Origin of the sequence: Flintibacter hominis, from assembly GCF_014287965.1 — a bacterium.
Lineage (GTDB): Bacteria > Bacillota > Clostridia > Oscillospirales > Oscillospiraceae > Lawsonibacter > Lawsonibacter aceti.
Map to the genome: position 1 here is coordinate 525,912 of NZ_JACOPO010000001.1, position 20,073 is coordinate 545,984.

Below are 20,073 nucleotides of genomic sequence, written 5' to 3' on the forward strand. Positions count from 1 at the left end.
CTCACCGTGCCACGATCCTGCCGTCCTCAATGCGAACGATGCGGTCGGCTAGTTGGGCGATCTCCTCGTTGTGAGTGATCATAACGATGGTCTGGGCAAATTTTTGACCGGTGACCTTCATCAGGGAAAGCACATCCTGACTGGTCCTGGTGTCCAGATTACCCGTAGGCTCGTCTGCCAGGACAATGGCCGGTTTGGTCGCCAGGGCCCGGGCGATGGCCACCCGCTGCTGCTGGCCTCCGGAGAGCTGGCCAGGGAGATTTTGGAGCTTGCTCTCCAGGCCCAGAGCGGAGATGACCTGCCCCACGTACGACTCGTCAACCCGGCCCCCGTCCAACTGGATGGGCAGGACGATATTTTCGTACACGCTGAGTACCGGCACCAAATTGAAGGACTGAAAGACGAAGCCGATTTTCCGCCGCCGGAAGATGGTCAGGGCTTCGTCCTTCAGGTCAAAAATTTTCTGCCCGTCTACGGTGACAGAACCGGAGGTGGGCCGGTCCAGACCGCCCAGCATATGGAGCAGGGTGGATTTCCCGCTTCCTGAGGTGCCCACGATAGCTACAAATTCCCCGTCCTCCACGTTCAGGTCCACTCCGTCCAAGGCTTTTACCAGAGTGTCGCCAGAGCCGTAGTATTTTCTTAAATCCTTGGTCTGTAAAATTGTCATTGTGATATCTCCTTTATGGAAAAGTGGGGGCGTATGCCTACGCTCCCCACTATACCAAGACAATCTTTCCACAATCTTTCTCAAATCTTTCACTGTTGTAAGATTTGAAGATTTTATTCCTTGGGCAGATACAGGGAAAACCGACTCCCCTGGCCGGGGCTGGAATTGAGGCGGATATATCCGCCCTCACGAGTTACCACCTCTCTAGCCAGATAGAGGCCGATCCCGAGGCCCTCCTGGTCCCGGACGGCCTCGCCCCGGTAGAAGCGGCCAAAGATGGCCCCCTGTTCTCCCTCCGGGATGCCGGGACCATTGTCCTCTACCTGAATGGCGCAGAACAGCTCGAACTCCCGGACGGAGAGGGCGACCTTGCCCCCCTGCGGGGTGTATTTCAGGGCGTTGTCTACGAGGTTGTAAAGGGCTTCCGCGGTCCACTTCTCATCAAACCTGGCCTGGGCAGAGGTGGGCTCCGCCGTGAGAGAGAGCCCCCTTTCCCTGGCCTTCTGCCGCCCCTGGATCAGAACCGCGTCCAGCAGCCGCTGGACGCCATGGACCTGTGGGTCCATGGCGAAGATGCCCGTTTCCAGACGGGACGCCTTCACTAAGGTCTGAATGAGGAAGGACAGCTTTTCCCCCTGCTGGGCCAGTACGGCGGCCTGCTCCGCCTGCTCCGGAGGCAGGTCCCCCTCAGCCAGCAGGGAGGCGTAGAGCAGGATATTGGCAATGGGAGTCCTGGTCTGGTGGGAGATGTCGGAGATCAGCGTCTGGACGACCTCCCGCTCCCGCTCCAGATTTCGGGTGGAGGAGGCGGAGCCATTGAGAAACCGGGCCAGCTTGGCCTCCAGAGCGGAGGGAACGGATTCGTCAAAGGCGTTTTCCCGAAAGCTTCCGTCCACAGCGGCGGACAGCATTTCATCCAGCCGCCGGAGGGTCCGGCGGCCGCTGTACCACTGGTACAGGCCGAAGCCCAGGCCCAGAAGGGCCAGTACTAAACAGACATAGCCGCCCGCTCCCATCACTGGATCTCCCAGGTGTAGCCAAGGCCATATACCGTCTTAATGGGGGCGTCCCCCAGTTTGGCCCGCAGGCGGCGCACCGCCACCGACAGAGCGTTTTCGTCCACAAACTCGCCCCCATCCCATACTCGATCCAGGAGCTGCTCCCGGGTCAAGGTCTGGCCCCGGTGTTCCACCAGCAGACGGAGCAGCCGCTGTTCCGTCTTGGACAGCTCGATCGCCTCTCCGTTCCGGGAAAAGGCCATGCCCGCAAAGTCAAAGGAGAAGGGGGGCAGCTCCACCACTTCGCCTCTGGGGACGGCCCCCCGGCGGAGCAGATTGTTTACCCTGGCCCGGAGGACAGCGAGGGAAAAGGGCTTTGTCACATAGTCGTCCGCCCCCAGCTCCAACCCGGTCACCTGGTCGCTCTCCAGGTCGTTGGCAGTGAGGATGAGAACGGGCACCTGGCTCACAGAGCGTATCTCAGTCAGCAGTTCCAGGCCGTTCCCGTCGGGCAGATTGAGATCCAGAATGACCAGGGAGATGGGTAGCTGGGCGAACAGCCGGCGGCCCTCGGCCAGAGTCCGGGCCAGATGGGGCTCCCGGTCCCCAGCGGCCAGGGCCAGGGTGATCCCCCGGCCAAGTGCCTGGTCGTCCTCAATGAGCAAAAGATGTTCCATAGGTCCTCCGCTTTCCAGAAAGCTCAGTCCTCTTTGGCCCTGGCCTTCTTGATAAATACATAGTGAGTGGGGGTGGACCGCTCCTGGGAGAAGGAGTACCCCAGACGGTCAAAGGCTTGCATGGCCTCCGGGCTCTCTGACAGGTGTTCGGTGAGATAGCGGACCATTTCACCACGAGCCATTTTGCACTGGGTGCCCTTTTCCAGTACCCGGCCCTCCCTCAGTTCCCCGAAGGTACAGGAGATGACGGTCATTCCCTGTGGCAGATGGTCGGTCACCGCTCGGCTGTATTCCCGTGAGGCCAGATCGACCAGAAGGTCGTCCTCCTCCGCCAGCGCCTGGGCTAAAGAGGGACCCCAAAACTGGTACAGAGACTGACAGCCCGACCCGGCCAGTCTGGCCTGCATCTCCAGCCGGTAGGGGGTGACTCCGTCGAAGGGGCGCAGCACCCCATAAAAGCCGGACAGGATGCGCAGATGCCGGTCTAAATAGTCGAACTGCTCCCAGGAGAACAGGTGGGGGGCCATATAGCGGTACTGGATGCCCTCATAGGCCAGGACTGCTGGAGTGAGTCCTTCCTCCAGCTCCATATGCTGGAGCCGCTCATAATTGAGTGAGGCGATGGCGTCATTACAGCGCCACAGGGCCTTTAGCTGGTCGTAGGACATGGTTTTCAGCCAGTCACAGAGCAGCCGGGTCCGATCCAAGAACCGGGGGAGGCCCCGGATCTCCATGGTATCCGTGTCCACGTTCATTTTCTTTGCCGGGGAGATGATCAGCTTCATAATATCCCTCCTTGGGACAGTATAAAACAGTTTCAGTAAAAAGGAAATGGGAATTGTAATTTTAGGGGGAAGAGGTTAAAATAGGACCGGACAAATCAAACTGAGGAGGGATCGGTCATGCGTCTGCAAGGCGCTGTTTTTGATGTTCCAGACACTCTGCTGGACCGAGAGGGGAGACCGCTGACCGGGCTAATGCCCTTTTTGTCCCTGCTTCGGATGGAGGGGGTGCTGCTCTATCTGGTTTCTGAGGAGGAGCGGCGCGCGCTCCAGCCTAAGCTGGAAGCCGCGGGACTGGCCGCCTACTTCCGGGGTGTATTGTATACTGGGGAACAGGGGAGAGGGATAGAGGACCCGGAGCTCTATGAGAAATGTGTGCGGCGCCTGGGGACCGCCCGCCCAGCTACTCTGGTGTTTACCGCTCGGGAGAAGGTCCTCCGCTGTGTGAGGGAGGCTGGCTTCCAGGTCGTACTGGTAGGCAAGGAGCATCCGGAGGAACTCCGGGCCCTGGCGGACGAAGTGGTAGACAGCTATGAGGATATGACCAAGAAAATGTGTTGAAGAAGCGGGACGCCTGGCGATAGCCAGGCGTCCCGCCTTGTTGTGAAGCGAAGGAGAATGGGGCAGCGGCACAAGGAGATGGCCGGCCCAGCTTCCGCTCAGTGATTCGCCATTCGATAGATGGCCAGGATGTCGTCGTGGTCCAGCACCCGGAAGGTGCCGATGGTCCGGGTCCCGAAGAAGGTACAGCGGCGGGTCAGCTCCTCCAGCTCCTTCTCAGACTGGAGGCCGCAGCCCAACTCAGAGAAGCAGGTGGGCATATCCAAAGAGTGAAAGAAATACACAGTCGCATCGATGGCGGATAAAGCCAGCTCTCGCTCTGTGCGGCCGGTGGGGTCCAATCCCCAGACCTTGACACCGAACCGGGCGAAGCGGGACACATCGGCATCCAGACAGTAGCGGGCCCAGCTGCCCCAAACGGCAGACAGGGTGGCACCGTGGGCAGAATCGAACCGGGCACTAAGCTCATGGCCCAGTTGATGGGGGGCAAAGTCCTTCTTCCCGCCCAGACCAGTCAGGCCGTTGTGGGACAGGGAACCGGCCCACATCAGTTCACTCATGGCCTGGTAGTCGCCGGGATGGTCCATGGCTCGCCGGCCGCTGGAAATGACCACTCGAAGCAGCCCCTCCGCCAGCTCGTCGGTGAGTTGGTTGGTGGTGATGGGATTGAAATAGCGGTCCATGGTGTGCGACATGATGTCCACCACGCCACAGGCCACCTGATAGCGGGGCAGGGTGGCGGTGAGATCGGGGTTTAGGATGGCAAACCGGGGACGGTGCAGATCGGAACCAAGCCCTCGCTTTTCCAGGGTGTCATCCTTGGTCAGAACGGCGGAGTCGCTGCTCTCGCTGCCGGCCGCGGGAATGGTCAATACCACCCCCACAGGCAGGGACCGCTCCAGAGGGACCTTTTTCATCCACAGGTCATCCCACAGGTCCAGCTCCGGGTTGGCGACTCCATCGGCGATGGCCTTAGCCGTGTCGATGACGCTGCCACCTCCAATGGCCAGCAGAAAGTTGGCCTGAAAAGCCTCCGCCCGCTGGATGCCGGATAATACCAGACTGAGTCTGGGATTTGGCTTTACACCACCCAGCGTGTCGCAGGACAGCCCGCTCTGCTCCAGAGAGGCCAGGACCCGACTCAGCAGCCCGCTTTTGACAGCGCTCTGGCCGCCATAGACCACCAGCACCCGGGAGCCCCCTCGGCGGGCGATCTGCTCTCCAACCTGCTCCTCAGTACCACGCCCGAAAATGATCTGTGTAGGGGAATAAAATTGAAAGGCTTCCATTGTTGCTCTCCTTATTCTTCGTTTACTATCGCGGCCTGCTCCTCCAGCCACTGGACGGTCTGCTCCAGCCCCTCCCCGCTAAGGGGGAAAGAGGCGGTGGAACAGATATGGCTCAACGCTTTGGTCAGCGGACCCCTCCAGAACTCTATGTCCAGGGTGGTATGAGAGGGTGCGTCAGGGGTATCTGGGGCAGCTTCGTGGGTCACGGGCTGAATAAAAAAGCGGGCCTGTCCTTTACTGCCATACCAGGTATTGCCATTCTCCCAGAATAGCAGGGTAGGGATTTCAATAGGGGGTAACATAGGTATCACTCCTGCCTGTGGTATCCGCCCTTCTTACAGGGCGGATTCAATGAAATGATGGTCGTGGGCTTCCCAATATTTTTTGTACTGCCGGTCTGTCTGCCCATCCAAGTTCAACTGATACATCCGAAAGACAACCGGCATATTCTTAGGCTGCCACAACTCCTCATAGGTGTATTGATATTTCATGCCGAGATTTTGCATCACGCCGCCGCTCCGGGGATTGTTCCGGTCGTGGGTGGCGGTGATATAGGGAATGCCATCCGCTCTCAATCGCTGTATAACGGCCTTGCAGGCTTCGGTAATGATGCCCTGATGCCAAAACTCATTACGAAGGCCGTACCCTAGGTCGTGGCTGTCGTCCATAGCCACGTTGACGTATCCCACAGGTATGTCGTCGTAGCGGAAACAAACGGCATACCGGTAGCCCCGCTCCTGTCCATAGGAGGCCGCATACCGCTCCAGGAAAAAAGATCTGGCCTCCTCCATGGTATGCAGCGGGTACCAGGGCAAAAACCGATTTGCTTCTTCATCACGGAAAATAGAGAAAAGGGCATCCAGGTCGTTTTGTGTAAATTTCCTCAGGATTAGGCGCTCTGTCTCCAGCCGTGGCGTATTTAAGCCCATGTCAATCGTGTTCCTCCCAGTCCAAGCTGCGTCCTACGGCCTTGTGCCAGCCGCGCAGCAGCCGCTGCCTGGTATCTGCCTCCATATACGGGTCATACCGCTGATCCAGGGTGCGCAGGGCACGGATTTGGTCTAGATCCCGCCATACCCCCACAGCCAGGCCGGCCAGATAGGCCGCGCCAAGAGCGGTGGTCTCCCGGATGGCCGGCCGGCAGACGGATTTGTTCAGAATATCAGCCTGGAACTGCATTAGAAAACGGTCCCTGCTGGCCCCGCCATCAGCATTCAGCTCCCGAAGGGCAATCCCAGTGTCCTTTTCCATGGCATCCACCAAGTCCGCCACCTGATAGGCGATAGACTCCTGTGCCGCCCGGATGATATGGTCACGGGTGGTGCCCCGGGTCAGTCCCACCAGGGCACCCCGTGCGTACATATCCCAGTGGGGAGCACCCAGGCCGGTGAAGGCCGGGACGAGATAGACCCCGCCGGTATCCGGAACCTTGGAGGCGTAATACTCCGCGTCTCGGGCCTCCGAGATGAAGCGCAGCTCGTCCCGGATCCACTGGATGACGGCGCCGCCTACGAATACGGAGCCCTCCAGAGCGTACTGGACCTTTCCGCTCAAGCCGATGGCGATGGTAGACAACAGCCCGTTCCGGCTTCGGCACAACTGGTCACCGGTGTTCATCAGAAGAAAACAGCCGGTGCCGTAGGTGTTTTTCGCCTGACCGGAGGAGAAGCAGGTCTGACCGAAGAGGGCGGCCTGTTGGTCGCCGGCGATGCCAGAGATGGGTACCTCCACCCCCTGGAGATTGACAGTGCCGTACACTTCACTGGAGTCTCGGACCTGGGGCAGCATGGAGATGGGGATGTCCAGGGTGCGGCAGATACGGGTGTCCCAGCAGAGGTTTTGGATGTCATAGAGCATGGTACGGCTTGCGTTGGTCCGGTCGGTGACATGGACCTTTCCACCTGTCAGCTTCCACACCAGCCAACTGTCCACTGTACCGAAGAGCAAATCGCCCGCCTGGGCCCGTTCCCAGGCTCCCTCTACATGCTCCAGTATCCATTTGACCTTGGTGGCGGAGAAGTAGGCGTCAATGAGCAGTCCCGTGCGGTCCTGAATATACTGGGTGAGCTCCTTGTCCTTTTTCAGCTTCTCACACAGAGGGGCGGTGCGGCGGCACTGCCACACGATAGCGTTGTAGACCGGCCGCCCGGTATGTCTATCCCACACGATGGCCGTTTCCCTCTGGTTTGTGATGCCGATAGCAGCCACCTCCTCAGGAGAAACGCCGGCCTGGGCCAGCACTTCGGTGAGGACGGAGTATTGACTGGACCAGATCTCCATGGGGTCATGCTCCACCCAGCCGGGCTGGGGGTATATCTGTGAAAATTCCCGCTGCGCCACCCCCGCGATATTCTGATCCTGATCGAAGAGAATGCAGCGGCTGCTGGTGGTGCCCTGGTCCAGGGCGATGACATATCGTTTCATGGGCGTCCCTCCCCTTGAATATGCTCTTATTATGACAGAAAAACAGAGGGCTGTAAAGACCGGAGCGGGAGAGGACGGCCTGCCCATTTGACAGGCCGCGCACAGGCGCGTTGATTCAGCATAGGATGGAATGTGGCATCGCCACACCCATTTTTTACCGTGCAAAGGAGCGTCTTATGAGAAGATACTGTGCTTCTGAGTGGGAGCAGAATCGCCGGGACGGCGTGGTCGCCTATCTGAACGGCGGCACCAGCTCCAGCTGCGGCTGTGGCTGCGGTCAGTCCGGCTCTACTTCCTGCTGCCCCACTCCTTGTCCTCCCCCTTGCCCGCCTCCCTGTCCCTGTCCTCCTCCCTTCCCGTCCATGGTAGGCCCCACCGGGCCGACCGGACCCCAGGGCTATCCTGGTCCCGTTGGTCCCACTGGCCCCACCGGACCTCAGGGAATCCCCGGCCCAGCCGGCGTTACTGGCCCCGCTGGTCCTGCTGGCCCTGCTGGCGCGACTGGCGCTACGGGTGCAACTGGTGCCACCGGAGCTACCGGCGCCCAGGGCCCCGCCGGCCCGACCGGCCCGACCGGTCCCACTGGTCCTGCTGGCCCTGCCGGCGCAACCGGTGCCACTGGTGCTACTGGCGCTCAGGGTCCCGCCGGCCCCATCGGTCCCACCGGCCCCGCTGGCGAGGGGCTGGAAACTGTGACCACATTCGCGCTAGGCACACCCTATGCCCAGGGGGACTTTGTGACCTATAACGGCAGCCTGTACCGGGCCCGGATCGCCAATCCCAGCGGTACTCCCGGCACATCCGCTGACTTTGAGTTGGTGTCTGTCCAAGGCCCTACCGGCCCCACGGGTCCTGTAGGGGCGACTGGAGCCACCGGGGCCACTGGCGCTGCCGGAGCGGCCGGCGCTACTGGCCCAACTGGCCCTGCCGGCCCTGCGGGTGCCGCTGGTCCTGCGGGCCCGACCGGCCCGACTGGTCCAACTGGCGCTGCTGGTGCTGCTGGCGCTACCGGAGCTACCGGAGCGGAAGGCCCCACCGGGCCGACTGGCCCGACTGGTCCTGCCGGCCCTGCCGGCGCAACTGGTGCCGCCGGAGCCACAGGCGCGGAAGGTCCTACCGGGCCCACTGGACCGGCTGGAGCAGCCCCCGCGCTGAACGCGCTCTACGCCACCAATGTGGGGTCCCAGACCCTGGCAACCACCGGCGATGACGCCAGCTTCGACACCAATCAGGTGGAGGAGGGAACCGCCATCACCCATACCACGAGCACGGCCACCTTCACCCTGGGAGAAACCGGTATCTACCGGGTCTCTTACTCGGTGGTGGCGACCAATACAAGCTCTACTGGTACTGTGGGCGTGGAGCTGGAGAACAACTCTACCCCTGTCCCTGGGAGCGAGAGCCAGGCCACCATTTCCACTACCAATGATCTGGCCACTCTGGCGGCCAGTGTCCTGGTGAACGTCACCGGGACGGCTACCATTACCCTGACTTCCACAGAGAACAACGTGACTCTGACCGAGGCCGGGATCGTAATCCAGAAGCTGAACTGACCGAAAGACCCCAATGGGGCCTAAACAGGGCGGGCGGCACACCGTGCCGCCCGCCCTGTTCCTTATCTGAAAGAGGAGGGCGAGCGCCGTGAAAGTGGTGGTATATGCCATCTGTAAAAATGAGGCTCAATTCGTAGACCGCTGGATGGACTCTATGGGAGAGGCGGACCAGGTAGTGGTGCTGGACACCGGCTCCGAGGACGACACTGTGGAGCGGCTGCGAGCCAGGGGGGCTCTGGCTAAGGTAGAGGTCATCTCCCCCTGGAGGTTCGATGTGGCCCGCAACCGGTCCATGGAGCTGGTGCCGGAAGACGCGGATATCTGCGTATGTACAGATCTGGATGAGGTATTTCATCCTGGCTGGCGGGCCCGGTTGGAGGAGGCGTGGCTGCCAGAGGCGGGCCAGGCTACATACCGCTATACCTGGTCCTTTAACCCGGACGGCAGCGAGGGGGTTACCTTCTGGTATGAAAAGGCCCATGCACGCCACGGCTATCAGTGGGTTCATCCGGTGCATGAGGTGCTGAAGTGGATGGGGACTGGAAGGCCAGGCCCCACAGTGGTGGCGGAGGGAGTCCAGCTGGACCACCACCCCGACCCTTCAAAGTCTAGAGGGCAGTATCTTCCGCTGCTGGAGCTGTCGGTACAGGAGGACCCTGAGGATGACCGGAATGTCCACTATTTAGGCCGGGAATATATGTACAGGGGCCGCTGGGACGACTGCATCCGTACCCTGAAAAGGCATCTTACCATGCCGAGCGCCACCTGGCGGGATGAGAGGGCGGCCTCCATGCGGTACATCGCCAAGTCCTATCTGAACAAGGGGGAGCGGGCACAGGCCCGGGACTGGTACCTGAGGGCCATCGCTGAGGCACCCCATCTGCGGGAGCCCTATATGGACCTGGCGCTTGCCCTGTATGAGCAGGGGGAGTGGGACGGGGTGCTCTACTTTACTGGCTGCGCCCTGGCCATCACCTACCGGCCCAGGTCTTATATCTGTGAGGCTGCCTCCTGGGGCTCTCTGCCCCACGACTTGCGCTCCATTGCCCTCTTCCACACTGGGAGGCTGAAAGAGGCCCGTGAGGAGGCGAGGAAGGCTGTGGAGCTGGAGCCAGACAACGAGCGGCTCCAGGGAAATCTCAAGCTGCTGGAGAACAGTCCGAAAGAAGGCGGGTAACAAGCGGGCCCCATCCAATGGATGGGGCCCGCTTGTGTTTTGATCTAACTTTTGGGCTTCGGCTTAAAGAGAAGGGCCACTACAAAGCCGAAGAAGATAGCGGCGGTGATACCGCCGGCCGCGGCGGTGGACCCGCCAGTGAGGGCGCCCAGAAATCCGTCCTCCGCTACCGCCTTTTTGACCCCCTTGGCCAGCAGGTGGCCAAAACCCGTGAGGGGTACTGTGGCGCCGGCTCCTCCCCAGTCCACTAGATGCTGGTAGAGCCCCAGGCCGCTGAGGATCACCCCGGCGGTCACATAGGACACCAGGATCTTGGCGGGGGTAAGGGGAGTCTTATCAATCAAAAGCTGGCCAATAATACATAGGATGCCGCCGCAGAGGAAGGCGTTAAGATATTCCATGATTACGCACCTTTCAAACAAGATAGAGGTCCCAGGTATGGGCGTGATGCCCGAAGACAGCCGGCGGTCACGCCTGGGGGGATCGCTGAGTAGAAATGGCGATGGCGTGGCAGATGCCGGGTACGCTCTCCCCCTGGAACGCGGAGGTAGGAGAGTGGAGAGCGCCGGTGGGGCAGAAAAGAATGTTGTTCCATTTGCCCTCCCGCATTCCATTGAGCAGGTAGCCCGTCAGCACCGAGGCTGCGCAGCCGCAGCCGGAACCTCCGCAGTGGACATCCTGACTCTGCGGGTCGAAAATAAGCATCCCGCAGTCGGTGTGGTTGGACAGTTCCAGCCCGTCCTGCCGGAGCAACTCCAACAGCAGCTCGCTGCCCAGATTACCCAGGTCGCCTGTGACGATCAGGTCATAGTAGCTCGGCGCCCGGCCGGTGTCCTTTAGGTGGGTGGAGATGGTGTCATAGGCGGCCGGGGCCATGGCTGCCCCCATGTTGTTGGTGTCGGTGATGCCCTTGTCCACAATCTTGCCTACCGTCACATGGGTGATATAGGGGCCGGGGCCCTCCCGTGCCAGAATAGCAGCTCCGGCAGCGGTAGTGGTCCACTGGGCGGTGGGAGTTCGCTGGCCGCCGTACTCCAGAGGGGTGCGGTACTGGCGCTCGGCAGTGCAGAAGTGGGAGGAGACTACCACTCCGGCCCACTCCCCGAAGCCGCCATCCAAGGTCATAGAGGCCAGAGCCAGCCCCTCCCCCATGGTGGAGCAGGCCCCATAGAGGCCGAAAAAGGGAATCTCCTGGCCGCGTGCGGCGAAGGAAGAACCGATGCACTGATTCAGCAGGTCGCCGGCAAAGAGCCAGTCTATATTAGAGGCAGGTTGGCCCGCCTTATTTAAGGCCAGAGCCAGGGCCTGCTTCTGCATGGCGCTCTCCGATTTCTCCCAGGTGGACTCGCCGAAGGTGTCGTCAGTCCCGATATAGTCGAAGGAGCTGGCCAGAGGGCCCTCACCCTCCTTCTTTCCTACCACGTTGGCGTGACCGGCGAAGGAAGGGGGACAGGCCAGGGTGACTGTCTGGCTGCCTGTTTTTTTTGTCGTCAAGGGAAACGCCTCCCAATAGAGAATGAAGATGACCATAGCTTGTCCGAAGGGGAGAGAAATATGCCCGAAGCATAAGGAAGAGGCGAATAAAAATTTCTTTTGCTTTCTTCTGTTCAAAAGGGCCAGATTCCTGTATAATGGGGGCTGCAAAGGAAAGAAAAGGAGAGAGGACCTATGCCCCAATTCGACCCACAAAAATATTCCTATCCTTCCCGCCGGAATGTAGTCTATGCCCGCCGCGCAATGGCCTGCACCTCTGTGCCTCTGGGGGCCCAGATCGGCCTGGATGTGATGAAGGCCGGAGGAAACGCTATGGACGCGGCTGTCGCCATGGCCGCAGCCATGCCCATCCTGGAGCCCACCGGAAACGGCCTGGGCTCAGACTGCTTTGCCCTGATCTGGGTAGAGAAGGAGAAGAAGCTGTACGGACTCAACGCCAGTGGCGTGGCTCCCATGGCGCTGGATGCGAAGATGGTGAGAGCCATGGGGCACAGTGAGATGCCCAAAACGGGCTGGCTGCCGACCATGGTGCCGGGGGCCCCCGCGGGCTGGGCGGCGATCAATAAAAAATTTGGCGCCAAGCCCCTGTCCGAACTGTTTGCTCCAGCCATCTCCTATGCCCGGGAGGGATATCCTGTCCCGGTCAATCTGGAGCCCCAGTGGGAGAAGGACTCCCAGCGTATTGCCGCTGCCCGGTCCAAGGAACCTGCGCCTCACTCCTATTGGTGGAATACCTTTATGAAGGAGGACGGCACCCACTACCGGGCCGGTGAACTGTTCCGCTGGGAGGAGTATGCCCAGACGATGGAGGAGCTGGCCGCCACAGACTGTGAAAGCTATTACCGTGGTCCTCTGATGGAGAAGATTGTGGCCTTCAGCCGAGAAACTGGGGGGTATTTCTGTGAGGATGACTTCAGAAATTACCAGCCCATGTGGGTGGAGCCCATCACCACAGACTATAAGGGCTATACCGTGTGCGAGATACCGCCCAACGGCCACGGCATCACAGTGCTGATGGCGCTGAATATCCTAAAGGGGCTGGAGCTGTCCCAGGTGAAGGACTGCGCCGACACCTACCACAAGATCCTGGAGTCCATCAAGCTGGCTTTCGCGGACACTAAGACTTATGTGGCGGACCCCCGGTACATGAAGACCAAGGTGGAGGATATGCTGTCCGAGGAGTACGCCGCCCAGCGCCGGGCCCTCATCTCTGACAGGGCGCTGATGCCGGAGGCGGGAGCCCCCTCCTGCGGCGGGACCATCTACCTGTGTACTGCCGACCCAGAGGGCAACATGGTATCCTTTATCCAGAGCAACTATACCACCTTCGGCGCCGGCGTGGCCATCCCCGGCACTGGTATCTCCTTACAGAACCGGGGCGCCAACTTCTCCCTGGAGGAGAACAGCGACAACTGCCTGACCGGAGGGAAGCGGTCCTATCACACCATCATCCCCGGCTTTATGATGAAGGACGGAGATGCTGTTGGCCCCTTCGGCGTCATGGGCGCCTTCATGCAGCCCCAGGGCCATGTGCTGGTGGCGGTGAACACCATCGACTATCATATGAATCCCCAGGAGGCGCTGGATGCCCCGAGAATTCAGTGGGTGGGCGGAAAGCATATCCAGTTGGAGCGGGAGGTTCCCGCCCACATCGGCAGAGAGCTGGCGGACATGGGCCATGAGGTGGAGGTTTTGAACACCAACATCACTATGGGCCGCGGGCAAATCATTTGGCGGACGGAGAACGGAATGCTAGTTGGCGGGACCGAGCCTCGGTGCGATGGCACTGTGGCGGCCTGGTAAGGGCAGGGGTGGAAGATATGCTGCTTGGCAAAGGACAAAAGGGGACGTCCCACTGCGTGTGTGTGGACTGTGAGGAGGACTGGCCCTACGAGTCAAAGCTCCAGCGGGTTATCGAGGCAGCCTTGGAGACGGAGGGGGTGGACGTGCCCTGCGCCGTCGATGTGCTTATCACAGATGACGCAGGCATCCATCAGGCCAATCTGGAAACGCGAGGGGTGGACCGGCCCACCGATGTGCTGTCCTTTCCCATGTTCGAGCTGTCTCCCGGAGAAAAGCCCAGAGCCGAGTGGGCGGACCCAGACACGGGCAAAGTCTTTTTGGGGGATATGGTGATCTCCCTGGAGCGGGCAAACGAGCAGGCCGAGGAGTACGGTCACTCCCTGGAGCGGGAGCTGTGCTATCTAACGGTACACTCGGTCCTCCATTTGCTGGGCTACGACCACCTGGACGAGGGCCCGATGAAGCGGCAGATGCGGGAAAGAGAAGAAAAAATTTTGACGGAGATGGGTCTTGACCGGACATAACACAGCGGAGCCAAGTCATAGGACTTGGCTCCGTCTGTTCTATTTGGGACAAAGACATTCGTCATAAAAATTCTGACAGGCTTTGTGGGACATACTGTGCCTGGGGTAGACAAAATAGAGGGGGCGCAGGATCTGCCAATCGGACAGATGCAGATAGGTCAGTGTACCACACGCCACCTCCTGGGCGGCCACCTGCTCATACATGAAGCTGACAGCATGAGTTGCTTTCAGCAGTTCCTTAATCATTCGGAAGCTGCCGCACTCCAGTACAGAGGAGAAGGATTGGGGAGAGCAGCCGGCTTGAAAGAGTCTGTTTTCCAGAATGGCGCGGGTGCCTGATCCGGGCTCACGCAAAATGAGAGGATAAGAAAACAGATCTGTCAGCCTGTGTTCTTTCTGTGAAAGAGGATGGCTGGCGGCAGCCACAGGTAAAAACCGGGCAGTATGAAAAATGTGGCTGCAGAAGTCATTGTCATAAAAGATCCCTTCGATGAGGGCACAGTCCAGCTCTCCCCGAATACAGGCGGACAGCATTCCTTCCGTATTGCCTACATGGAGCGCCAGGGGACGGAAGGACTGGGCCAGAAAGGGGGCCAAAAGAGGGGGAAGATAATAGTCGGCAATGGACAGGGTGGCACCGACCCGGAGAGTCTGGGCGCTTTGGTTGAGCTGCTCCAGCAGCCTGTGCTCGTTGGCCGCCTGAAAGGTGGCGTATCGATACATCAATTCTCCCGCTCGGGTGAGGGCGAGCTGATGGCCTGTGAAGTCGATGAGCTGGGCACCGTAGTGCTCTTCCAGCTTTCGGATGTGTTGAGAAACGGCGGGCTGGGTGATATGAAGGGCCTGGGCGGCCAGTGTATAGCTGCGCAGCTCCACTACAGTGAGAAAGGTCTGAAGTTTTTGGTCCAGCATATGTTCACGTCCATTAAAAATATTTATTATATATAATATAACATAATTTGATTTTATAATCAACCGGTGTTATGATGAGTGTGACCAGAGGGAAATATTGCAAAAGGAAGTGGAGCTATGAAGGTGTTGAACCGGATAGGGGAGCTTATTCCCGGACTTTTACTGGCATTGGCTATCGCGGCTTGTGCCAAATTCATTGAGGGTCTACTGCCGATCCATCTCATTGGGGCGTCAGTCATTGCCCTGTTCATCGGTATGGGACTCAACCAGATCAGGAAGCCGAGCGATGGTGTGGCCAAGGGCCTGAAGTTCACATCCAAAAAAATTCTGAAATTCGCCATCATTCTCTTGGGAGCCTCGCTGTCCATCAAGGTAGTGCTCAATGTAGGCCGGCTGTCCCTGGTAGTCATGATGTTTACCCTGCTGACCTGCTTCGGCGGTGGATATTTTGTGGGGCGGGCACTTGGCCTGAACTGGAAGCTGTCTAACCTGATTTCTGCCGGGACGGGGATCTGCGGAGGCTCTGCGATTGCGGCCATCGCCCCGGTGATCGATGCGGAGGATAAGGATATTGCCTATGCCATGTCGGCCACTTTTCTATTTGACATGGTGATGATCGTCCTTTTTCCTATTATGGGGCAGGCCATGGGATTAAGCGATATGGCCTATGGACTATGGGCCGGGACGGCGGTGAACGACACCTCCAGCGTGGTGGCGGCAGGATACGCCTTTTCAGAGGGAGCCGGCGATTTTGCCACAATGGTGAAGCTGACTCGCACCTTGGCCATCATCCCCACTGTGCTGGTATTCAGCCTGATCGAGGTGCGGGAGAAACGGAAGGCCGGGATAGTGTCTCAGGGAGAAAAAGTGAAGATTACCTCTATCTTTCCCTGGTTCATCCTGTGCTTTTTGGGAATGGCAGCCATTAACAGCCTGGGAGTGTTTCCGCAGGAGCTGTCTTCTGGCTTAAAAGAGCTGAGCAAATTCCTAATGGTGGCAGCTCTGGCAGCCATCGGCTTAAATACTGATTTCCGGGAAATGCGTAAATCTGGCATTAACCCCATGATTCACGGATTTATTATCTCTGCCTTGGTGGTAGTAGTGGCAATCGCGGTCGAGTATTTTATGGGCATTGTGTAACACGGTCGGCAAACGACCCGCCAAATCGGCGGGCCGTTTGCTATTTTCCGTCAAATATGATAAAATAAAAAGCAGAAAAGGGAGAGGTGGCCTTTCTCTGACTTGAAAGATAATAATAAAAAATATTTGTAGACGGGAAATTGTTCACACCTGAGAAAGTGAGGATTATCTTATGCCGATTATCAAAAAATCCGGTATCATTACTCTGTGCGGCCGGCCCAACGTAGGCAAGTCCACATTGATAAACACCCTGGTGGGGGAGAAAGTAGCTATCGTTACCAACAAGCCCCAGACCACTCGGAACCGCATCTGCGGTATTCTGACACGGGGAGAGAGCCAGTTTGTCTTTGTGGATACGCCGGGTCTGCATAAAGCCCGTACTCGCTTGGGGGACTATATGGTGAATGTGGTCAGGGAGAGTGTGGCTGACGTAGATGCGGTGGCTCTGCTGGTGGAGCCCATCCCGAATATTGGGGAGCCAGAGGCACAGCTTATCGCCCGCGTCAAGACCCTGGGCTGTCCCGCCGTGTTGGTCATCAACAAGGGGGATACGCTGGAGCGGAAAGACAAGCTCCTTGAAGTGATACAGCTTTACAGCCAGGAACACGACTTTCAGGCCGTGGTTCCTATCTCCGCCAAGACCGGCGAGGGGGTGGAGGAGCTGCTGGGCGTGCTGGAGGGCTTCCTTCCCGATGGGCCCCAGCTCTTCCCGGAGGACATGACCTCCGACCAGCCGGAGCGGCAGATGATGGGGGAAATCTTACGGGAAAAGCTGCTTCTGTCCCTGGATAAGGAGATCCCTCATGGGACCGCGGTGGAGATTACCCGTTTCGTAGAGCGGGAGGACGAGGTCATTGAGGTAGAGGCCACCATCTACTGCGAAAAGAACAGCCATAAGGGTATCATCATCGGCAAGGGCGGTGCCATGCTGAAAAAGATATCCACCCTGGCCCGGCAAGATATGGAGCGATTTATGGGGACTAAGGTGTACCTCCAGACTTGGGTAAAGGTCAAGGAAAATTGGCGTGATAATCCCGCGGCAATTCAGAATTTTGGCTACCACCAGGATTGATTGCAGCTGACGCCAGCAATAAACAGAATTTCCCGGTCATACTTTCCATGAGAAAAGCCCAGTCTAATTGCGGAGAGATTTGTGGGAGGACTGGAGTATGAATGAGAACGGACTGTGGAGCTTATTTTGGGAAACTGGTCTGCCAGAAGCCTATCTGATGCTCGCGGCCCTGGACCGGGAGGGACCGGCACTGCCGGCCAGGTCGGCGTTTCGGCCTCAGCCCAAGGAGGCGGACCGGGCATAGTCTGAAGCTGTGCCCCGGTACATAGGAGATACGCTATGCATATGACCACTAAGGCTCTGGTCCTCCGTCAGGTGGACTATAAGGAGTCGGATAAGATCCTGACGCTCTTTACCCAGGAGCAGGGGAAACTCACTGCCTCCGCCCGGGGCTGCCGAAAAAAGGGGAGCGCCCTGGCCGCGCCATGCCAGCTATTGGCCTGGTCAGAAATGGTGTTATACGACTACCAGGGGCGCTGGACCGTGAAGGAGGCGTCCACGGAACGGCTGTTCCAGGGGGTGAGGGATGACCTGGAGCGGCTGGCTTTGGGCTGCTATTTCGCCGAGGTGGCGGAGCTATTGGCAGTGGAAGGGGTCGCCAGTTCTGAGCTGCTCTCATTGATATTGAACAGCCTGCACGCACTGGATAAAATGAAAGAGAAACCCCTCGCGTTGGTTAAGGCGGCCTTTGAACTGAAGGCCATGTGCCTGTCTGGATACGAGCCGCTGCTGGACGGCTGTGCCGTCTGCGGCAGGACCCCGCCGGAGGAGCCGCGCTTCCATCTGCGAGAGGGCGTGGTCCACTGTGCTGCCTGCCGGGGAGAGATGGGGGAGGGCATCTCCATGCCTCTCAACCTCCACGCGCTGCGGGCTATGGAGCATATCGCCTATGGAGATCCAAAGCGGCTCTTCTCCTTTTCGATAGGCGGGGAAGGGCTGACCAAGCTGGCGGATCTGACAGAGGCATATCTCCATACCCAACTGGAGCGGGGCTTTCAGACACTGGATTTTTACAAAGGGATACAGACCGGAGGGATATGATTCAAAAAAAGCCCGCTGTGGAGTTCCACAGCGGGCTTTTTCCGCAATATTCATTACTGCTGGGCCTCGACCTGGCCAAATGTGTGGCCGTTATAGGTCAGACAATTCTTGCACATCCGGTGAGGCAGCCGGAACGCCCCGCACTTGGGGCAGGTCACGATACCGGGAGTTTCCAGCTTCCAGTGGGAGCTGCGCCGCTTATCGCGCCGGGCCTTGGACACTTTTCTCTTAGGAACCGCCATGGGTGACACCTCCTTCGGTTTACGTGCCGTGCGGCACTTCGACTACTCACTCAGTTTCGCCATCCAACAGCTGCGCAAGGGCCGCCAGTCTTGGATCTACTTCAGGTCTGCACCCGCAGGGACCGAGATTCAGGTCAGCCCCGCATTTGGCACACAGCCCTTTGCAGTCGTCTGAGCAAAGGTTTTTGGTATCCATCTCGAGTACGAAAGCCTCCGTCACCACCTGGTCCAGATCCAACTCAGTTCCATCCAGAAGGATGATCTCGTCGTTCTCCTCATCCTCCAGGGCCTGGGCAACCAGACTGTCCAGCCGGACCACCTTTTCACGGGAAAATTCTTTCCCGCAGCGGTCACAGACCAGATCCAACAGGGAACTGACCGTCCCCTCCAGCACAAGAGCGCCCGCGTGGTTGGTCACGCTGCCCTGGGCTAGAACGGGGCGGGTGATGGGTTTCCTCCCATAAAATTCCAGACCGGACAGGTCTGCCTGGAACTGGAAGGTCTTGCGGGCGTCTGGCTTATGAATGATATCTTTCAGATCCAGACGCATGGCTTCCTCCTGGGTTTGACCCTAAACTCGCATAATGGTACGGAAAGTATTATAGAGAAAAGTTCCCAACTTGTCAAATCTTTTTTTCTGATTGACAAATATAATTTTTTATGGTCCAATTTTGGGAAGATAGGGCACTTTTTACAGCCTTTGTAGGAGAGAGCCGCCATGAAAGAATTTACCATTGGAAAAAATGACGCAGGTCAGCGGCTGGACCGCTGGCTGGCCAAGACGATCCCCCTGCTGCCTGCCCCGCTGGCCCAGAAGTATATCCGCCTCAAGCGGGTAAAGGTCAACGGAAAGGGCTCCAAGCGGGACATCCGGCTGAATGTGGGAGATGTGCTCCAGTTATATATCAACGACGAGTTCTTTGACCGCCCCACCCCGGAAAACGCTTTTTTGTCCCTGTACCAGCCGAAGCTGAATATCCTGTATGAGGATGAGCATATCCTGCTGCTGGACAAGCGGCCCGGCCTGGTGGTCCATCCGGATGAGAACGAGCGAGTCAATACCCTGCTTACCCATATCCAGGCTTACTTATATCAGAAGAAGGAGTGGTCTCCCTATTGGGAGAATTCCTTTGCGCCAGCCCTGTGCAACCGTATCGACCGGAACACGGGGGGCATAGTCATTGCGGCTAAGACGGCGGAGGGACTCCGGGTGATGAACCAGAAGATCAAGGACCGGGAGTTAAGCAAATACTACCTGTGTGTAGTCCAGGGCAGGATGGCGCCCAAGGAGGGGAAACTGGAAGGCTATCTCTTTAAGGACGAGGTCAAAAAGCAGGTCTATGTCCGCGGCCGGCCGGGGCCGGGGGCCAAAACTGCCGTTACCTTATATAAGACGCTTGCGGTGAAAAATGGCCTGTCCCTGGTGGAGTGCGACCTGATCACCGGGCGGACCCATCAGATCCGTGCCCAATTCGCCCATGCCGGACACCCCCTCATCGGGGACGGCAAGTACGGCAGTGAGCGGGAGAATCGAAAGTATGGCCGCCATGGGCAGGCCCTGTACTCCTATAAGCTCGCCTTCCACTTCACCACCGATGCCGGACCTCTGGAGCACCTGAATGGCCGGACCTTTCAGGTGGAGGACGTGGACTTTGTCCGGGAGTATTTTGGAGCTTGGCCAGAGGCCGGGAGAGAGCCGTCCTCCCGGTGAATA

General features: G+C 58.7%; 23 protein-coding genes. 10 read left to right on the forward strand and 13 right to left on the reverse strand.

Annotation, left to right across the window (positions count from 1 at the left end):
- Position 1: 1 nt before the first annotated feature.
- From H8S11_RS02500 to yaaA, 4 genes are all read right to left on the reverse strand, one after another.
- The gene (locus H8S11_RS02500; protein ID WP_147572115.1) at positions 2-670 is read right to left on the reverse strand and encodes an ABC transporter ATP-binding protein; all 669 of its coding nucleotides are present in this window, start codon (positions 668-670) and stop codon (positions 2-4) included.
- A 113-nt stretch (positions 671-783) separates the two neighbouring features.
- Entirely contained in the window at positions 784-1,686 is a 903-nt protein-coding gene (locus H8S11_RS02505; protein WP_186852064.1) for a sensor histidine kinase, read from the reverse strand.
- Complete coding sequence (locus H8S11_RS02510) at positions 1,686-2,345, reverse strand: response regulator transcription factor (protein ID WP_147572116.1); 660 nt, start codon at positions 2,343-2,345, stop codon at positions 1,686-1,688. The genes H8S11_RS02505 and H8S11_RS02510 overlap by 1 nt, the downstream gene beginning before the upstream one ends.
- 23 nt (positions 2,346-2,368) lie before the next feature.
- Positions 2,369-3,130 (reverse strand): peroxide stress protein YaaA, encoded by a 762-nt coding sequence (gene yaaA / locus H8S11_RS02515; RefSeq protein ID WP_186852065.1) that lies wholly within the window; start codon positions 3,128-3,130, stop codon positions 2,369-2,371.
- A gap of 117 nt (positions 3,131-3,247) precedes the next feature.
- On the opposite strand from yaaA, the gene H8S11_RS02520 reads away from it, so the two are divergent.
- A complete protein-coding gene (locus H8S11_RS02520; RefSeq protein WP_186852066.1) occupies positions 3,248-3,688 on the forward strand; it encodes an HAD family hydrolase in 441 nt (146 codons plus the stop codon).
- Positions 3,689-3,786: 98 nt separating this feature from the next.
- On the opposite strand, the gene H8S11_RS02525 is transcribed toward H8S11_RS02520, so the two are convergent.
- Genes H8S11_RS02525 through glpK form a run of 4 tightly spaced genes read right to left on the reverse strand, consistent with a single transcriptional unit; the run spans position 3,787 to position 7,401 of the window.
- The gene (locus H8S11_RS02525) at positions 3,787-4,977 is read right to left on the reverse strand and encodes an iron-containing alcohol dehydrogenase (RefSeq protein WP_186852067.1); all 1,191 of its coding nucleotides are present in this window, start codon (positions 4,975-4,977) and stop codon (positions 3,787-3,789) included.
- A gap of 11 nt (positions 4,978-4,988) precedes the next feature.
- Complete coding sequence (locus H8S11_RS02530; RefSeq protein WP_186852068.1) at positions 4,989-5,279, reverse strand: hypothetical protein; 291 nt, start codon at positions 5,277-5,279, stop codon at positions 4,989-4,991.
- 33 nt (positions 5,280-5,312) lie between these two features.
- The gene (locus tag H8S11_RS02535; protein ID WP_186852069.1) at positions 5,313-5,906 is read right to left on the reverse strand and encodes a GNAT family N-acetyltransferase; all 594 of its coding nucleotides are present in this window, start codon (positions 5,904-5,906) and stop codon (positions 5,313-5,315) included.
- A gap of 1 nt (position 5,907) precedes the next feature.
- On the reverse strand, positions 5,908-7,401 hold the full coding sequence (glpK, locus tag H8S11_RS02540; protein ID WP_186852070.1) for a glycerol kinase GlpK: 1,494 nt from the start codon (positions 7,399-7,401) through the stop codon (positions 5,908-5,910).
- Positions 7,402-7,577: 176 nt separating this feature from the next.
- On the opposite strand from glpK, the gene H8S11_RS02545 reads away from it, so the two are divergent.
- Both H8S11_RS02545 and H8S11_RS02550 read left to right on the forward strand, forming a co-directional pair.
- Positions 7,578-8,954, forward strand: coding sequence for a BclA C-terminal domain-containing protein (locus tag H8S11_RS02545; protein ID WP_186852071.1), 1,377 nt, complete (start codon positions 7,578-7,580; stop codon positions 8,952-8,954).
- An 88-nt stretch (positions 8,955-9,042) separates the two neighbouring features.
- Positions 9,043-10,131, forward strand: a complete 1,089-nt coding sequence (locus H8S11_RS02550) for a tetratricopeptide repeat-containing glycosyltransferase (RefSeq protein ID WP_186852072.1) — start codon at positions 9,043-9,045, stop codon at positions 10,129-10,131.
- Between the two features lie 44 nt (positions 10,132-10,175).
- On the opposite strand, the gene spoVAE is transcribed toward H8S11_RS02550, so the two are convergent.
- Both spoVAE and spoVAD read right to left on the reverse strand, forming a co-directional pair.
- Positions 10,176-10,532, reverse strand: a complete 357-nt coding sequence (gene spoVAE / locus H8S11_RS02555; RefSeq protein WP_186852073.1) for a stage V sporulation protein AE — start codon at positions 10,530-10,532, stop codon at positions 10,176-10,178.
- Positions 10,533-10,599: 67 nt separating this feature from the next.
- A complete protein-coding gene (gene spoVAD, locus H8S11_RS02560; RefSeq protein WP_147572123.1) occupies positions 10,600-11,625 on the reverse strand; it encodes a stage V sporulation protein AD in 1,026 nt (341 codons plus the stop codon).
- Between the two features lie 174 nt (positions 11,626-11,799).
- Here spoVAD and H8S11_RS02565 point away from each other — a divergent pair, with 174 nt between their 5' ends.
- A complete protein-coding gene (locus tag H8S11_RS02565; protein WP_186852074.1) occupies positions 11,800-13,428 on the forward strand; it encodes a gamma-glutamyltransferase family protein in 1,629 nt (542 codons plus the stop codon).
- Positions 13,429-13,445: 17 nt separating this feature from the next.
- Entirely contained in the window at positions 13,446-13,952 is a 507-nt protein-coding gene (gene ybeY / locus H8S11_RS02570) for an rRNA maturation RNase YbeY (protein ID WP_186852075.1), read from the forward strand.
- Between the two features lie 39 nt (positions 13,953-13,991).
- Here the strand turns inward: ybeY and H8S11_RS02575 are convergent, their stop codons facing one another.
- Positions 13,992-14,864 carry a LysR family transcriptional regulator gene (locus H8S11_RS02575; RefSeq protein ID WP_186852076.1) on the reverse strand — a complete coding sequence of 291 codons (873 nt, stop codon included), beginning with the start codon at positions 14,862-14,864 and terminating at the stop codon, positions 13,992-13,994.
- 117 nt (positions 14,865-14,981) lie between these two features.
- On the opposite strand from H8S11_RS02575, the gene H8S11_RS02580 reads away from it, so the two are divergent.
- The 4 genes from H8S11_RS02580 (at position 14,982) to recO (ending at position 18,117) form a co-directional block, all read left to right on the forward strand.
- Entirely contained in the window at positions 14,982-16,004 is a 1,023-nt protein-coding gene (locus H8S11_RS02580) for a YeiH family protein (RefSeq protein ID WP_186852077.1), read from the forward strand.
- A gap of 172 nt (positions 16,005-16,176) precedes the next feature.
- On the forward strand, positions 16,177-17,076 hold the full coding sequence (gene era, locus H8S11_RS02585) for a GTPase Era (RefSeq protein WP_186852078.1): 900 nt from the start codon (positions 16,177-16,179) through the stop codon (positions 17,074-17,076).
- Between the two features lie 97 nt (positions 17,077-17,173).
- Complete coding sequence (locus H8S11_RS02590; protein ID WP_186852079.1) at positions 17,174-17,320, forward strand: hypothetical protein; 147 nt, start codon at positions 17,174-17,176, stop codon at positions 17,318-17,320.
- A 35-nt stretch (positions 17,321-17,355) separates the two neighbouring features.
- Entirely contained in the window at positions 17,356-18,117 is a 762-nt protein-coding gene (recO, locus tag H8S11_RS02595; protein ID WP_186852080.1) for a DNA repair protein RecO, read from the forward strand.
- A 53-nt stretch (positions 18,118-18,170) separates the two neighbouring features.
- Here the strand turns inward: recO and rpmF are convergent, their stop codons facing one another.
- On the reverse strand, positions 18,171-18,359 hold the full coding sequence (gene rpmF, locus H8S11_RS02600) for a 50S ribosomal protein L32 (protein WP_147572136.1): 189 nt from the start codon (positions 18,357-18,359) through the stop codon (positions 18,171-18,173).
- Positions 18,360-18,405: 46 nt separating this feature from the next.
- The gene (locus H8S11_RS02605; protein WP_147572137.1) at positions 18,406-18,909 is read right to left on the reverse strand and encodes a YceD family protein; all 504 of its coding nucleotides are present in this window, start codon (positions 18,907-18,909) and stop codon (positions 18,406-18,408) included.
- A gap of 168 nt (positions 18,910-19,077) precedes the next feature.
- On the opposite strand from H8S11_RS02605, the gene H8S11_RS02610 reads away from it, so the two are divergent.
- Positions 19,078-20,070: an RluA family pseudouridine synthase gene (locus H8S11_RS02610; protein ID WP_147572138.1), complete on the forward strand. Its 993-nt coding sequence runs from the start codon at positions 19,078-19,080 to the stop codon at positions 20,068-20,070.
- Positions 20,071-20,073 lie beyond the last annotated feature (3 nt).

Coding starts and splice junctions, on each gene's coding strand:
- H8S11_RS02500 (WP_147572115.1), bottom strand. CDS start 670: ATGACAATTTTACAGACCAAGGATTTAAGAAAATACTACGGCTCTGGC.
- H8S11_RS02505 (WP_186852064.1), bottom strand. CDS start 1,686: ATGGGAGCGGGCGGCTATGTCTGTTTAGTACTGGCCCTTCTGGGCCTG.
- H8S11_RS02510 (WP_147572116.1), bottom strand. CDS start 2,345: ATGGAACATCTTTTGCTCATTGAGGACGACCAGGCACTTGGCCGGGGG.
- yaaA (WP_186852065.1), bottom strand. CDS start 3,130: ATGAAGCTGATCATCTCCCCGGCAAAGAAAATGAACGTGGACACGGAT.
- H8S11_RS02520 (WP_186852066.1), top strand. CDS start 3,248: ATGCGTCTGCAAGGCGCTGTTTTTGATGTTCCAGACACTCTGCTGGAC.
- H8S11_RS02525 (WP_186852067.1), bottom strand. CDS start 4,977: ATGGAAGCCTTTCAATTTTATTCCCCTACACAGATCATTTTCGGGCGT.
- H8S11_RS02530 (WP_186852068.1), bottom strand. CDS start 5,279: ATGTTACCCCCTATTGAAATCCCTACCCTGCTATTCTGGGAGAATGGC.
- H8S11_RS02535 (WP_186852069.1), bottom strand. CDS start 5,906: ATGGGCTTAAATACGCCACGGCTGGAGACAGAGCGCCTAATCCTGAGG.
- glpK (WP_186852070.1), bottom strand. CDS start 7,401: ATGAAACGATATGTCATCGCCCTGGACCAGGGCACCACCAGCAGCCGC.
- H8S11_RS02545 (WP_186852071.1), top strand. CDS start 7,578: ATGAGAAGATACTGTGCTTCTGAGTGGGAGCAGAATCGCCGGGACGGC.
- spoVAE (WP_186852073.1), bottom strand. CDS start 10,532: ATGGAATATCTTAACGCCTTCCTCTGCGGCGGCATCCTATGTATTATT.
- H8S11_RS02565 (WP_186852074.1), top strand. CDS start 11,800: ATGCCCCAATTCGACCCACAAAAATATTCCTATCCTTCCCGCCGGAAT.
- ybeY (WP_186852075.1), top strand. CDS start 13,446: ATGCTGCTTGGCAAAGGACAAAAGGGGACGTCCCACTGCGTGTGTGTG.
- H8S11_RS02575 (WP_186852076.1), bottom strand. CDS start 14,864: ATGCTGGACCAAAAACTTCAGACCTTTCTCACTGTAGTGGAGCTGCGC.
- H8S11_RS02580 (WP_186852077.1), top strand. CDS start 14,982: ATGAAGGTGTTGAACCGGATAGGGGAGCTTATTCCCGGACTTTTACTG.
- era (WP_186852078.1), top strand. CDS start 16,177: ATGCCGATTATCAAAAAATCCGGTATCATTACTCTGTGCGGCCGGCCC.
- H8S11_RS02590 (WP_186852079.1), top strand. CDS start 17,174: ATGAATGAGAACGGACTGTGGAGCTTATTTTGGGAAACTGGTCTGCCA.
- recO (WP_186852080.1), top strand. CDS start 17,356: ATGCATATGACCACTAAGGCTCTGGTCCTCCGTCAGGTGGACTATAAG.
- rpmF (WP_147572136.1), bottom strand. CDS start 18,359: ATGGCGGTTCCTAAGAGAAAAGTGTCCAAGGCCCGGCGCGATAAGCGG.
- H8S11_RS02605 (WP_147572137.1), bottom strand. CDS start 18,909: ATGCGTCTGGATCTGAAAGATATCATTCATAAGCCAGACGCCCGCAAG.
- H8S11_RS02610 (WP_147572138.1), top strand. CDS start 19,078: ATGAAAGAATTTACCATTGGAAAAAATGACGCAGGTCAGCGGCTGGAC.